Source organism: Mycoplana sp. BE70 (assembly GCF_031455855.1).
Classification (GTDB): domain Bacteria; phylum Pseudomonadota; class Alphaproteobacteria; order Rhizobiales; family Rhizobiaceae; genus Mycoplana.
On record NZ_JAVDTM010000005.1, the window covers coordinates 187,363 to 201,466 of the forward strand.

12 protein-coding genes are annotated in these 14,104 nt (G+C 63.7%); 11 read left to right on the forward strand and 1 reads right to left on the reverse strand.

The window, feature by feature from the left end; translation table 11 throughout:
* Nucleotides 1-265: 265 nt before the first annotated feature.
* Nucleotides 266-1,312, forward strand: coding sequence for a class II fructose-bisphosphate aldolase (gene fba, locus J2Y48_RS11230; protein WP_310417269.1), 1,047 nt, complete (start codon nucleotides 266-268; stop codon nucleotides 1,310-1,312).
* 290 nt (nucleotides 1,313-1,602) lie between these two features.
* Here the strand turns inward: fba and J2Y48_RS11235 are convergent, their stop codons facing one another.
* A complete protein-coding gene (locus tag J2Y48_RS11235; protein ID WP_310417272.1) occupies nucleotides 1,603-2,733 on the reverse strand; it encodes a tyrosine-type recombinase/integrase in 1,131 nt (376 codons plus the stop codon).
* A gap of 533 nt (nucleotides 2,734-3,266) precedes the next feature.
* Here J2Y48_RS11235 and J2Y48_RS11240 point away from each other — a divergent pair.
* The 10 genes from J2Y48_RS11240 to J2Y48_RS11285 all read left to right on the forward strand — a co-directional run bounded on the left by J2Y48_RS11240 (nucleotide 3,267) and on the right by J2Y48_RS11285 (nucleotide 13,992).
* Nucleotides 3,267-4,625 (forward strand): FAD-binding oxidoreductase, encoded by a 1,359-nt coding sequence (locus J2Y48_RS11240; RefSeq protein ID WP_310417275.1) that lies wholly within the window; start codon nucleotides 3,267-3,269, stop codon nucleotides 4,623-4,625.
* A gap of 115 nt (nucleotides 4,626-4,740) precedes the next feature.
* Nucleotides 4,741-5,574 (forward strand): IclR family transcriptional regulator, encoded by an 834-nt coding sequence (locus J2Y48_RS11245; protein WP_310417277.1) that lies wholly within the window; start codon nucleotides 4,741-4,743, stop codon nucleotides 5,572-5,574.
* A 39-nt stretch (nucleotides 5,575-5,613) separates the two neighbouring features.
* The gene (locus tag J2Y48_RS11250; protein ID WP_310417279.1) at nucleotides 5,614-5,973 is read left to right on the forward strand and encodes a RidA family protein; all 360 of its coding nucleotides are present in this window, start codon (nucleotides 5,614-5,616) and stop codon (nucleotides 5,971-5,973) included.
* 48 nt (nucleotides 5,974-6,021) lie between these two features.
* Entirely contained in the window at nucleotides 6,022-7,032 is a 1,011-nt protein-coding gene (locus tag J2Y48_RS11255) for an ABC transporter substrate-binding protein (protein ID WP_310417282.1), read from the forward strand.
* Between the two features lie 69 nt (nucleotides 7,033-7,101).
* Nucleotides 7,102-7,992: an ABC transporter permease gene (locus tag J2Y48_RS11260; RefSeq protein ID WP_310417284.1), complete on the forward strand. Its 891-nt coding sequence runs from the start codon at nucleotides 7,102-7,104 to the stop codon at nucleotides 7,990-7,992.
* Nucleotide 7,993: 1 nt separating this feature from the next.
* Nucleotides 7,994-8,770, forward strand: a complete 777-nt coding sequence (locus J2Y48_RS11265; RefSeq protein WP_310417287.1) for an ABC transporter permease — start codon at nucleotides 7,994-7,996, stop codon at nucleotides 8,768-8,770.
* Complete coding sequence (locus tag J2Y48_RS11270; protein WP_310417290.1) at nucleotides 8,770-9,876, forward strand: ABC transporter ATP-binding protein; 1,107 nt, start codon at nucleotides 8,770-8,772, stop codon at nucleotides 9,874-9,876. The genes J2Y48_RS11265 and J2Y48_RS11270 overlap by 1 nt, the downstream gene beginning before the upstream one ends.
* 21 nt (nucleotides 9,877-9,897) lie before the next feature.
* Nucleotides 9,898-11,364 (forward strand): 2Fe-2S iron-sulfur cluster-binding protein, encoded by a 1,467-nt coding sequence (locus J2Y48_RS11275; RefSeq protein ID WP_310417293.1) that lies wholly within the window; start codon nucleotides 9,898-9,900, stop codon nucleotides 11,362-11,364.
* Complete coding sequence (locus J2Y48_RS11280) at nucleotides 11,361-12,515, forward strand: FAD-binding oxidoreductase (protein WP_310417297.1); 1,155 nt, start codon at nucleotides 11,361-11,363, stop codon at nucleotides 12,513-12,515. Before J2Y48_RS11275 ends, J2Y48_RS11280 begins: the two co-directional genes overlap by 4 nt.
* Nucleotides 12,516-12,564: 49 nt before the next feature.
* Nucleotides 12,565-13,992, forward strand: coding sequence for an aldehyde dehydrogenase family protein (locus tag J2Y48_RS11285; protein ID WP_310417300.1), 1,428 nt, complete (start codon nucleotides 12,565-12,567; stop codon nucleotides 13,990-13,992).
* Nucleotides 13,993-14,104: the final 112 nt, after the last annotated feature.

Sequence of the window (14,104 nt, forward strand, 5' to 3'; positions counted from 1 at the left end):
AGCATAAATTCCCAGAGCGTTCCAGCTGTAACTCTGTCTTATCCCAAGGCAGTGGAATTTGACCGCACACGCTCCTAGCCGCGATGTTGCAAGCGGGTATCGTGACCCGCTATGTGGATACCAACATGTTGAAATTTATTGCTAATCGATTTGAATCTGTTTCAATCGATTTGGTGATATTTTCATGCGCCGCGGGCTGTTGCCAGGCTCGGCGCATCTGTGATTAGTGCCGTCGACGAAGGCTACTCGAAAAGGGAGAAACGGAATGGCGTTGATTACCATGCGGCAGTTGCTCGATCATGCTGCTGAGAACGACTACGCGCTGCCCGCGTTCAACGTGAACAATCTGGAATACATTCAGGCCGTCATGCGCGCGGCCGACGCCACGGATTCGCCGGTGATCCTGCAGGCGAGCCGCGGCGCGCGCGCCTATGCGGGCGATGCCTTTCTGCGGCACCTGATCCTGGGCGCGGCGGAAGAGTATCCGCATATCCCGATCTGCCTTCATCTCGACCATGGCGACCAGCCCTCGACCTGCATCTCGGCCATCACCAACGGCTTCACCTCGGTGATGATGGACGGTTCGCTGATGGCGGACGGCAAGACAGTGGCAAGCTACGAGTACAATGTCGACGTCACGGCGGAAGTCGTGAAGATCGCGCATGCGGCCGGCGTATCGGTCGAGGGCGAGCTCGGCTGTCTCGGCAATCTCGAGACCGGCGCGGGCGACAAGGAAGACGGTCACGGCTTTGAAGGCAAGCTGTCGCGCGAGGAACTTTTGACCGATCCGGACCAGGCGCTCGACTTCGTCTCAAAGACCGGCGTCGACGCGCTGGCCGTCGCCATCGGCACCAGCCACGGCGCCTACAAGTTCACCCGCGAGCCAGACGGCGAGATCCTGTCGATCGAGACGATTGCCAAGATCAACAAGAAACTGCCGAACACGCACCTCGTCATGCACGGATCCTCGTCAGTCCCGAAGGACCTGCAGGACCTGTTCAACGCCTATGGCGGCAAGATGAAGCCGACCTGGGGCGTGCCGGTGTCGGAGATCCAGAAGGCGATCCCGCTCGGCGTGCGCAAGGTCAACATCGACACCGACCTGCGGCTGGCGATGACCGGCACGATCCGCAAGAACTTCACCGAAAATCAGGAAAACTTCGACCCGCGCAACTACCTCAAGCCGGCCACGGCGCTGATGACTGAGGTCTGCAAGGAGCGTTTTGAGGCGTTCCGCACCGCCGGCAAGGCCTCAAAGATACGCGCCAAGCGCCTGTCGGAGATGGCGAAGTTCTACGCTTCCGCCAAGTAGCATCAGATCGGGGCGGGGAGGCGACTTCCCGCCCCAGCGCTTAGACCTTCTGGTCGACAAGCGTCCGACATGCCGGTGCGGGGGTCGATCGGTTGCCGGCGATGGTCACAGCCCATCGCCCTGGCCATTGGGTGGACACTTACCTCGACATCGCTAACGCAATTGCTTCGCGAGCAATGATGGTACGGCCGAAAGCGGCTTGCCAAACAGTCGGAGCCGATTTCCGCGAAACGGCATGCGCAGAGCAAAGAGCTGCCGCGCGGAAGGCGATCAGAAATCCGCGTCCCGCCTCAAAGACCGGCTGCCTTCGTCAGATTGACACGAAAGCGATCGCGGCGGCGCTGGTAGCGCCGCGTCATCTCGGCCGACGCATGGCCAAGCTGCTTCTGCACGTGCCGCTCGTCCACCTCAGCGGCGGAGGCGAGGCCGGCGCGCAGCGAATGCCCGGCAAATTTTAGCGCCCGTTCAGACTCGGAAAGGTCGCCGCGCACGCCGGCGGCGAGCGCCGTCTTCTTGACGAGGCGCGCCACCTCCTGGTCGTGCAGCCGTTCGGCGCCGACATTCTTGCCCCGGCCGGTGACACGACGGAAGAGGGGGCCTTTGGCGAGTTTCGCAAACGTGATCCAGGTTTCGACAGCGACGACCGGGCAGGTGGCCTCCGACGAGCCGCGGCCGATCTCGACCTCGCGCCAGCCGGTCTTGCCGCGCAGCGTCACGAGCAGGCCCTTGTCGAACAGCTCGATCCAGCCCCGCCCATCGTCGCTCTGGCTGCGGCCAAGGTCGAGGCCGACGATTTCCGAGCGGCGCAGGCCGCCGGCAAAACCGACCAGCAGCATGGCACGGTCGCGCAAGCCCCGAAGCGTGCCGCGGTCGAGCGTCTCTAGCATGGCGATCAGCTCGTCGGGCAGGATCGCCTCCTTCTGGCGCGGCGGGGCGCCATGGCGGTTGCGGATGCCGGCGAGCACAGTGGCGATGGCGCGATCCTGGCGATCGAGATTGTGGCGGCGTTGCGTGCAGTTCCAGCCGATGGCGGCAAGGCGCCGCTCGATCGTCGCAACGCTGGTCGGCCTTCTGCCACGCCCGGCCGGGCCGGAAGTCGTGCCACCACCGCCGCCAGCGGCGCAGGCAGTGATGTAGAGGCCGACGACCTGCGGATCCGGGGGGAGGGGGGAGAGCCCGGATCGGCGGCACCAGGCGGCAAAGTGCTTCCAGTCGGACGCGTAGGCGCGGCGCGTGTTGGCAGAATTCGCGGCCTCGACGTAGCCGCGGGCGCGGTCGGCGAGCTCTTGCAATTGCGCCGGCGGGGGAGGGGGCGCCGGCACGTCGGCCGCCGACATCGCCTCGGCCGCCGGCTGGCCATGCGGCGGCGCGGCGCGCTGCCTAGCGTGAATTTCAGGGTTTTGATCGCTGAGTCGGGACATTTCTTTATACTGAACAGAACGAACGATAATGCAAGATTATCATTCGTTCGGTCGTTGCGGCAGGCCGTGCGGTTTTGTCTACCGTTTTGACATAAACTGCACGCGCCGCGCATCTTCCCCGCATGGCAGGACAAGACGCTGCTGACGGGTGCGCCAATCGCCCCGCAGCGGTCCAACGCGGGTCAGATCGTCGTGGGATTGTGGGGCGATGTCGTAAAGGCGATTTTAGGCCGCTCCGATCTGGCTGCGCGTTAACATCGGATCGTCGGCGTGGCGGCTTGAGGAGCTTGCGGGAATTACTCCCCTGTGACGTTGCGCAGGGATTCCTCAGTGCCCTCGGCTTACGCGATTTGCCAATAGCAACTTCCAAGCACAGACCACCGGCAGATCGCGAGAACGCCGGTGGGCTTTATGCCCTCCGGTCACAAGTTCCCAAGGATGTGCACAGGTGTCGATATTGACAAATCGGAATAAGGCCTGTCTTATTCATGTATCGATTATTAGATATCGCACAGCGATAACAGGCGGCACGGATGTATGATCCTCTCGTTCACCCCTTTCCCGACAAAAGCCAGCCGGATCCGGATTCCTATTGGTTGAAGGTAAGTGGGGCGGCGGCGCCTGACGACGACGGGCCGGTGGCCGGAGATGCTGAGGTCGATGTCGCGATCATCGGCGGCGGTTATACAGGTCTTTCGGCGGCGCTCGCACTCGCCCGTGACCACGGCATCAAGGCAACTGTCTTGGAGGCGCGGTCGTCCGCTTGGGGTTGCAGCGGGCGGAACGGGAGCTTTGCCCGGATCTCCGGCGGCCGCGTTCCGTGGTCGCAGCTCGTCAAGACCTATGGGCCGGATGTCGCCCGCGCGTATTTTCAGGAGCTCAGGCAGGGTCTGGATACCGTGCGCGCCCTGATCGCGGACGGAGGCATTGCCTGCGACAAGCAGCCCGATGGGGTCTACAAGGTGGCCACCTTCGGCACCCATGCCGACGCGCTTCGCCGAGAGGAGGCGCTGTACAACGGGGTTCTCGGCTATCCGGCCCGTTACATCGGCGCGAGCGGGCTGCGCGGCATCCACGAAGGCTCCGAAAGCCACGGGGCATTGTACCTGCCGGATGGGTTCTCGCTGAACCCATTGGAACTGGCGCGCGGTCTGCACCGCATGGCTCGCGACCATGGTGCCCGGATCCATACGAATTCACCCGTGACGCGCTGGATCAGTGACGGCGGAGCAAATCGGCTCGTAACGCCCACGGGCACGATCCGCGCCAGGCGCGTCATCGTGGCGACGAACGGCTACACGTCGTCGCGATTGCACCCTTCGCTTGCCGCGCGGGTTCTGCCCGTTCATTCGCAGATCATCGTGACGGCTCCGATGAGCGCCGCACAGGTGGAGGCGAGCCTTCCGTCCGGAAAGTGCATGTTCGATACCCGCGAACTGCTCTTCTACTATCGCCGGCTGCCGGACAACCGGATGCTGTTCGGCGGACGCAGCGCCATCTCCGGCAACGATGCCGCCGCCCCGCGTCACCGTCAGTACCTCTACGACGCGATGGTGCGGAAGTTTCCTGCCCTTGCCGGAATCGATGTCGAGCACTGGTGGGGCGGTTGGGTCGCCGTCTCCCGGAATTCCCTGCCGTACTGCTACAGGGTGCCGGGAGCGAATGACGTGTTCACGGCGGGTGGATACGCCGGCAGCGGTGTTTCGTTCTCGATCCACCTGGGCACGAAACTGGCGATGCTGGCCGCTGGCCGCCCGTTCGAGACGTCCGCGACATTTCTCACCCGTGAGCCCGAACGCTACCCGTTCGCCTCCTTCATACGGCTGGGTCAGTGGATGGCGTATCGCTGGCTGCACGCCAAGGACGCCCGCGAAGCGCGCAGGGCAGGGTGACGTTCATGCGGAAGCTTTCGCAAGTGCTATCGAAGGACACCCGATCAGCCATTGGCGGTTGGCCGAAAGTGCCGGTGGGCGGTCCTCCCGGCGTATTCGCAGAAGAGGAAGTGCGATGACCGCAACTCCGTCCAAACTCATGGGGTCAACTGCGATGGCAGATGCCGAAGAGTCGCCTCTCTACGTTACCGCGCTTGCCAAGGGCCTGTCCGTATTGACGGCATTCGGCCCTTCGCGACCCGCCATGAACCTGCTTGAACTGGCTGAAGCCACCGGCCTGAACAAGAGCACGATCCAGCGCTCGGTGTTCACGCTCGAGGCGATGGGCTATCTGGCGCGTGAGGGCGGCTCCAAACGATACCGGCTGACGGTCAAGTCGCTGGAAATCGGCACCGGGTATCTCCAGACGGCCGAGTTGATCGAGAGGGCCAATCCCTTCGTCCAGCAACTGAACCGCCAGACGGGCGAGAGCTGCAACCTGCTCGAGCCGTGGGGCACGGACATGGTCTATGTGGCTCGCTTCACGAGCCACAAGGAAATGCCGATCCATGTCCCGATCGGGCAGCGCCTGCCGATGTACTGCACTGCGGCCGGGCGCGCCTACCTTTCCGCCCTGTCGACCGAAGCCGCGACGTCTTACATCGAGCGGTCCAATCGGGTGGCGTACACAGCGCATACGGTAACGGCTCCCGAAGAGCTGCTGGGACTGCTGCGGCGCGCGCGGACCGACGGATTTGCCCTGATCACCGAGGAAATCTACGTCGGAGACATCGCCGTCGGCGCATGTGTCGTCAATGCCGAAGGGCAGCCCCTGGCGTCGATCAACATTTCCGTGCCCTCCAGCCGCTGGCGTCGAGAGGACGTGATTTCTGAGCTTGCTCCACAGGTCGTCAATGCGGCCCGAGCGGTATCGAGCGCGGCAAAGGGACTGAAACCCCAGGCGCGGTGAAGAACAAACCACAGCAATAGCCAATTCTCAGGAGGAAACATGCCGATCCAACGTTTCGAACCCAATGGAAAACGTCTCAGCCACGTGCTCGTCCATAATGGGATCGCCTATGTCACCGGCCAGGTGCCGGCGGACCGCAGCCAGGACGTCGCCGGCCAGACGGCCCAGGTTCTGGCGCGGATCGACGAACTTCTCGCCAAGACCGGCACGGACAAGTCGAAGATCCTCTTCGCGCAGGTCTGGCTGAAGCATGCCGTCGCGGATTTCGCGGCCATGAACCAGGTCTGGGAAGACTGGATCCCTGAGGACGCGCTGCCTGCGAGGGCGACGGTAGAAGCCAATCTCGCCGCCGAGAACATCCTCGTCGAAATCGCGCTGCAAGCTGCAGTCGAATCCTGAAACCAACACCAAACCAATCAACTCGAAAGTACAAGGGTGGGAACCAAAATGCGTAAGACCTTTGCAATCACAGCCCTGGCAGCGCTTGTTGCTGGCACGGCGGCCAGTGCCGCTGACACGACCCTGACGATCTCCAGCTACGGCGGCGGCTACCAGGAGGCACAGTCGAAGTCGTACTTCCAGCCTTTCATGGCGCAGAATCCGGGCATCAAGATCGTCGAGGACAGCGCGTCGAGCAACGCCAAGCTCAAGGCCATGGTCGAAACGGGCAACGTCACGCTCGACCTGATGCTGACCGACGACAGCTTCGGCCTCGACACCGACGCGCAGTGGCTCGAACCCATCGACTACTCGATCATCGACAAGTCGAAGTTCATCGAAGGGGCGGCTGGCACATATCGCATCGCTTCGGACATCGAGGCTACGGTTCTGGCCTACAACGCCGAGGAATTTGGCGGAGCGGCGCCGAACGGGTTTGCGGACTTCTTCGACACCGAAAAGTTTCCGGGGCTGCGCGCCGTCTGGAAGTACTCGGCCTCGGGCATTTTCGAGGCCGCCCTTATCGCCGACGGCGTGAAGCCGGAAGACCTCTACCCGATCGACGTGGAGCGGGCGCTCAAGAAGCTCGACACGATCAAGGATGACCTAGTGTGGTGGGAAAGCGGTTCGCAGTCCGAGCAGTTGCTGGCGAGCGGCGAGGCGAACATGGCGCTCGTCTGGGTCTCACGCGCGCTCAGCGTCGGCGAAAAAGGCGTAAAGATCGACTGGACGAACTGGACGTCGCAGACCGGGTACTGGGTGGTCCCGAAGGGGACGAAGAACAAGGAAGCCGCGATGCAGGCGATCAACTTCTTCACCGAGCCCACCCAGCAGATCGAATTCACGAAGTACATGCCCTACGGTCCGTCGAACAAGAATGCCCTCGATTCGGTCGACGGCAAGTTCAAGGGCAACCTTCCGACCGACCACCTCGACACGCGCGTGCTCATGGACGCTGAGTGGTGGGCGGCAAACGGTGCGAAGGTTGATCTCCGCTTCCAGGAGTGGCTCCTCCAGTAAGCCATTACGAAAAGAGGCCCGCCTGCATCGCCAGGCGGGCTCCATCCCAACTTTTCCTTCGGAATTACGATGACCGCAACAACAAACGATCGCAGCGTGCCCGTGAAGGCGGGATCATCGCGGGGCTTCCGGTTACCGCCGGCGTTCTGGCTGATCGTCCCGTCTGTCCTGTTCCTCGCCCTTTTCTTCGTGTTTCCGTTGCTGAAGCTGGTGGCGATCTCGCTGCCCGATGGCAGCATGGAGTACTACCACCAGATCTTCACGACTCCGGTCTTCCTGCGGGTCATCGGCGAAACGTTCAGGGTGTCGCTCATCGTAACCGTCGTCACGGTCGCAATCGCCTATCCTTACGCCTACGCCATGGCGCATGGGGGTCGGGCGATGCTGCTCGTCCTCACGATCGCCTTGCTCATTCCGTTCTGGGTGAGCCTTCTGCTGCGGAGTTTCTCGTGGATCGTGCTGCTTCAGAACAGCGGTTTGGTCAACGACTTCCTGATCGCTACCGGATTGATCGACAGACCGCTTCGCCTTATCCGGACCCCGATGGGGGTGATCATCGGCATGGTCCATATCCTTTTGCCCTATGCAGTCCTCCCGCTTTACACGGTCATGAAGAAGATCGATCTCCGTCTCATGGAGGCCTCGTCCATCTGCGGTGCAAGCTGGCTCAGAGGGTTTGCGCGCATCTATTTCCCGCTGTCTCTACCGGGTGTCATGGCCTCCGCAATCCTCGCCTTCACCCTGGCGCTCGGCTTCTACATAACCCCAGCTCTGCTTGGCAGCCCGCGGGACATGATGATCGCCCAGATGATTGCTGGTCAGTTCAACGAGCAACTGAACTTCGGTCTCGGAGCCGCGCTCGCCGTCGTCCTCATGGTGCTGACCGCCGTTGCCTTCGGGCTGTTCGGGGCCGTGCGGGCCGCCCTGCAGCTGCGTGGCCGCCGGAAGGAGGAAGCCTGACATGGACAAGCTGAGACGCATCCTCTTCTGGCTCGTTGTCACGCTTACGGCGCTGTTCCTGCTGCTGCCGACGCTGATCATCGTTCCGATGTCGTTCACGACGACGACCACGCTGGAGTTTCCTCCGGTCGGCTTCACCCTCGAGTGGTATGGAAAGGTCATCGGCGCGTCGGACTGGCAGGGAGCACTCCTAAACAGTCTGGTCATTGCCTTCGCCGCATCGGTTCTCGCCACCGTCATCGGCACCGCAGCCGCGCTCGCATTGCACACCCATCGTTTCCCCGGAAAGACCATCGTCATGGGGCTGCTTCTCAGCCCGATGGTCACGCCCGTGATCGTGCTCGCGGTGGGAATGTACATGGTCTTCTCCGGATGGGGGCTGGTCGCGACCCGGCTCGGGCTTGTCCTCGCCCACACGGTGCTTGCGATACCCTTCGTCGTCGTCTCGGTGCTGGCAAGTTCGCGAATGGTGAACCCCTCGCTGGCGCCTGCCAGCCTCGGCCTGGGGGCGGGCCACTGGTTCACCTTCCGCCGAGTCACGTTGCCGCTGATCATGCCCGGCGTGCTGTCGGGCGCGGTGTTCGCCTTCATCACGTCCTGGGATGAGGTGGTGATCGCGCTGTTTCTCGCCGATGCCCAGACCCGCACGGTTCCGATCATGATCTGGAACCAGGTGCGGACCAATCTCGACCCGGCCACGGCCGCCGTCGCAGCGATCCTCATCGTGCTGTCGGCGCTTGGCGTTCTCCTCTCGTACAAATTCAGGGAATCCAGATGATGAATGCCGCTCATCAGAACACCGCGGGAACGGCAATGAAGCTCGAGGGGGTTTCGAAGCATTACGGGGCCGTCCGTGCGCTCGACAACGTGTCGTTCGAACTTCGGAAAGGGGAGTTCCTGACCATGCTCGGCCCGTCCGGGTCTGGCAAGACGACGTCACTGCGGGCAATCGCCGGCTTCATCCAGCCGACATCCGGCCGGCTGCTCATCGACGGCCGCGACATGACCGCGGTTCCGCCGCAGAAGCGCAACATCGGCATGATGTTCCAGGACTACGCTCTCTTCCCGCACATGACTGTCCTGGAGAACATCGGCTATCCGTTGGAGACGCGCGGCATCAAGCGGGCCGAGCGCGAAAAGCGCAGCATGGAGATGCTCGAGATCGTCGGCCTGGCGCATTGCGCGAAGCGCTACCCCAAGGAGATGTCCGGCGGCCAGCAGCAGCGCGTCGCGCTTGCCCGCGCGCTCGTCTTCAAGCCGGACATCGTCCTTCTCGACGAACCGATGGCCGCCCTCGACAAGAAGCTGCGCGGGCAGATGCAGATCGAGATCATGCACATCACCCGGCAGGTCGGCGCGACCGTGGTTTCGGTCACGCACGACCAGGAGGAGGCGCTGGTCATGAGCGATCGCATCGCCATCTTCAAGGACGGTCGGCTCGAGCAGATCGGCACGCCGCACGAGCTTTATCTGCAGCCACGGTCCGAATTCGTCGCCGACTTCATCGGGGAGGCCAACCTAATGCGTGGCAACGCCCGATCGACAGCGGACGGGGTTGTCGTGGAAGGCGAGGGCTGGAAGGCCAGCCTTCCCAAGGGCGATCCCCGGTCCGAGGCTCTGAAAGCCGGCCAGAAGGCCTGCGTGGTGCTGCGCCCCGAGCGCATCCATGCCGTCGCGGCGGGTTCTGCCACGGAAAACGCCGGTGAGGGAGTGATCGAGGACAAGATCTACCTTGGCGTCGAATACAGGCTTGTCGTCCGGATGGGTGATGGCGGCAAGATCAATCTTCGTAGCCGGGATGTGGCTTCCATCGCGTCGATGCACGCCGGTGACAGGATTGGCCTGGCCTGGAGCGCGGACGACCTCGTGGTCATCGGCGGGTGAGCAGGCGGGGAGGGGACGAACATGAGCCATGACAACCAACAGCCGGAGGTATCGTTCCTCTGGAACGGCTCCAGCATCAAGGCGCGGCAAGGCGATAGCGTCGCCGCCGCCCTGTGGCGCGCCGGCATCACCACGCTCGCCCGCTCGCGCAAGCTGCACCGTCCGCTTGGCTACAGCGGCTCGTATCCGACCGGCGTCCTTGCCCGCGTGAACGGGCGTCCGAATGTCCGGCTCGATCAGGTCCACGTGCGAGAAGGCCTTTCCGTCGAGATGCAGAATACCTGGCCATCGCCGCGCTTCGATCTGCTCAAGTTTGCCCAACTCCTGCCGTCGAAGGCCGTCTACGGTGGCTTCGAACATGGCGACTGGATGCCGAAGGCGGGGCTCGGCTATCGCCTGGCCGAACGCGCAATGGCGAATCTCGCGGGCGTGGCCCGTCCGGCCGACATCGCCGCTCAGCCTCAGTCCGTCCCCGGCGAGCGCGTTTCAGTGGATTGCCTCGTCGTGGGAGGCGGTCCCGCCGGAATCGCCGAAGCCAACCGGCGGGTCCAGTTGGGCGAGACGGTCGCGCTTGTCACGAGAGGTGATCGTGTCGCCCGTTTCGCAGATTCCCTGGGAGCCGTGGTCGAGCCGCTCAGCCCGCAGGTCCGACTGTTCACCGGCATGGAGCTTTTCGGGGTCTACCGCGAGGGCACGCTCCTGGTCGGCGCGCCGCATGACAACACCCGGGGCGCTGTCGCGTTTGATCCCCGTGCCGTCGTGCTGGCCACCGGACGTCGGTCCATACCGCCGCTGGTCAAGGGCAATCAGCTGCCGGGCGTATTGGATGCTCATTCCGCACTTCAGCTTGCGGCCGTCCACCGCGTCCTGCCGGGACGCCGCGTCGCGGTGGTGGGGACAGGAGCCGAAGACGCCATCGCGGAAAGGCTCGGCTCTCTCGGCGTGGAAGTGGTTCACCGCGGGCCGGTCGAGGAACTCATCGAAATAACGGGCCGGGCCCGTGTCGCGGCGATCCGCGCCGCCACCGGAATTCGATGCGATGCCGTGGTTCATGCCGGGCCGTGGCGGATCGACCCGAGCCTTGGCTTCCAGGCCTCGGGCGAGGGGATGTTCCAGGTGCAGGCGCATCCCTTGCCGGAAACGATGTCCGTCGTCGGTGCAGTGGCGTTGGGCGACGAACGCATTTCCGCCCGGAGACATCTTCACCCCGACACCCTGATCTGCCCGTGCATGGACGTGACGGCCGGCGAACTCTACTGCCACATCGATGACGGCGAGACGGATCCGGAAGTCCTCAAGCGACTGACGTCCTGCGGCATGGGCACGTGCCAGGGTTTTCCGTGCTGGGAGCATATGCTGGCGATGCTGGCGGCGCGCATAGGCGTCGAGCCGGAAGCGTTCGCCCGCCCCACCCATCGGCCACCGCGACGTTCGATAACGGTCGCGCAGGCGGCCGGACTTGCCGGACTCGTGGAGCCTGACCGATGAGCAAACCTCTTCCCAAACGGGCCTCCGTCGTCATCATCGGCGGCGGCGTGCAGGGCCTCTCCGTCGCGTTCAATCTGGTGGAGCAGGGCCAGCGCGACATCGTCGTTCTCGATGCTGGCTACTGGCAGGGCGGCGCATCCGGTCGCAATGGCACGCTGATCCGGCCCGGCTTCGCATCCGTGGCCTGGACGGAGCTCTTCGTCCTGACCGTCAACGAATGGCAGACCTGGTCGAAGCGTCTCGGCGAGAACGTCATGTTCACGCGGCGCGGATACTCCGTGGTGTCGGAGGCGGAAAAGAGCGAGGCCATGCTTCTCGAGGGCCTGAAAGTCCAGAAGAGCCTCGGCGTCAACAGCTGGATGTTGTCGCGTCGGGAGATCGACGAACTTCTGCCGGCGATCAACAAGTCGCGCGTCAGGGCCGTGCAACACCAGCCGGACGGCGGCGTTGCCCCGCATCACGCGGTGATGAAGGGCCTTCTGGCGTTCTGCCAGCGCAACGGTGTCGATGTTCGCTATCGGACCGCGATCACCGGGCTGGAGCGGACGGCCTCGCGGGTTAGCGCCGTGCTGGTCGGCGACCACCGCATCGAGGCGGATTGCGTCGTCTCCTGCGCCGGACCGAACAATCCGGATATCGCCGCGATGGCCGGCGTGCCGCTGAATGGCTTCGGCATGCGTATCGAAGCCATGGCGCTCGAGCCCACCCGGCCGCTCATCAAGCCGGCCATCGCCCTGATCGACAGCCTCGCCTATTTCCACCAGACCTCGCGCGGTGAGGTTGTCGGCGGAACCGAGGTGCCGGAAAGACCGCGCATGTCGCTGAAGGTCGATGTTCCGGTGATGGCGAACATGGCTAAGGTTTACCTCGACATGTTCCCGCAACTCGGCGAGGTCCGCATCCTGCGCCACTGGGCCGGCCAGCTTCATGCGTCTTCCGACTACGCCCCGCTGCTGGGCGAACATCCGGACCTGAAGGACTTCTGGTTCTCGGCCGGATGGTCCTATGGGTTCGCAGGTGCTCCGGCCGCCGGAAAGCTCTTGGCGGAAGCGATCGCAAAGGGCCGGATCGACCACCGGATGAAGCCGTTCGCACTCGACCGCTTCGAGAAGACAGGGCCGATCGTCGAGGGTGGCATCGTGCTCGCGTGACGTCCGGCTACCGGTCGCAATCTTCACAGACAGAGAAAGGACAGCTCTGATGAGCAATCACGAGAATTTCTACATCAATGGTGAGTGGGTTTCCCCCGCGAAGCCGCAGACCCTCGACGTCATCAATCCGGCGACAGAGGAACCCTTCACCCGAATCTCCGTCGGTTCTGCGGCCGACGTGGACAAGGCAGTCGCTGCGGCAAAGGCCGCGTACGAGACGTTCTCGCGCACGAGCCCCGCCGAACGGCTCGCCCTGCTCAAGCGCGTCCTCGAGGTCTATCTCGACCGCTTCGAAGACATTGCGCAGGCCGTCTCCGCGGAAATGGGCGCTCCGCTTTCCTTCGCCCGCGATGCACAGGCATGGGCAGGACGGGGCCATCTCGAATCCACGATCAAGGCGTTCGAGACCTATTCGTTCAGCGAGACGCGCGGCACGACGATGGTCGTCAAGGAGCCGATCGGCGTCTGCGCCCTGATCACGCCATGGAACTGGCCGCTCAACCAGATCGTCTGCAAGGTCGCGCCGGCGATCGCGGCCGGGTGCACTGTCGTGCTCAAGCCGTCGGAGATCGCGCCGATCTCGGGCATCGTCTTTGCGGAGGTGATGCATGCGGCGGGCGTGCCGAAGGGCGTGTTCAATCTCGTCAACGGCACCGGCCCGGACGTTGGACAGGTCATGGCCTCCCATCCCGATGTCGACATGGTCTCCTTCACCGGATCGACGAGAGCCGGGGTCATCGTTGCCAAGGCGGCGGCCGACACGGTCAAGCGGGTGGCGCAGGAGCTCGGCGGCAAGTCGGCGAACATCATCCTCCCCGACGCCGATTTCGAGACCGCAGTAACGAAGGGCGTTCGTGGCTGCTTCAGTAACACCGGGCAGTCCTGTGACGCGCCGACGCGCATGCTGGTTCCGAAGGATCGTCACGACGAGGCGCTTGCCATCGCCAAGGCTGTCGCCGAGGCGTTTCGCACGGGCGACCCGAACTCCGAGGAGACGAACCTCGGCCCCGTCGTCAGCCAGTTGCAGTTCGACAAGATCCAGCGCCTGATCGAAGTGGGCATCAGCGAAGGCGCGACGCTCGTCACCGGCGGCCCCGGACGACCCGACGGCCTGAATCGTGGCTACTATATCCGGCCGACCGTGTTCGGGAACGTGACCCCCGACATGACGATCGCGCGGGAGGAAATCTTCGGGCCGGTCCTTTCCATCATTTCCTATGAGGATGAGGAGGATGCGATCCGCATCGCCAACGACACCGTCTACGGGCTGGCCGCCTATGTCCAGTCGCAGGACATCGACCGGGCCCGCCGGGTCGCGGCACGCATGCGCGCCGGCTCCGTTTACCTGAACTATCCGGCATGGGACACCATGGCGTCTTTCGGCGGCTACAAGCAGTCGGGCAACGGCCGCGAATACGCTGATTTCGGCATCCACGATTTCCTCGAGATCAAGAGCGTCGTCGGCTACGGCGGCTAAGTAACGGAAAGGCGCGGCGCCAGTGCGCCGCGCCCTTCCTTAAGAGTGCACGCCAGCTAGTGCGGCATCAATATTGTTCCATTGACCCCGAAGGCAGGCCGGACTGACGCGG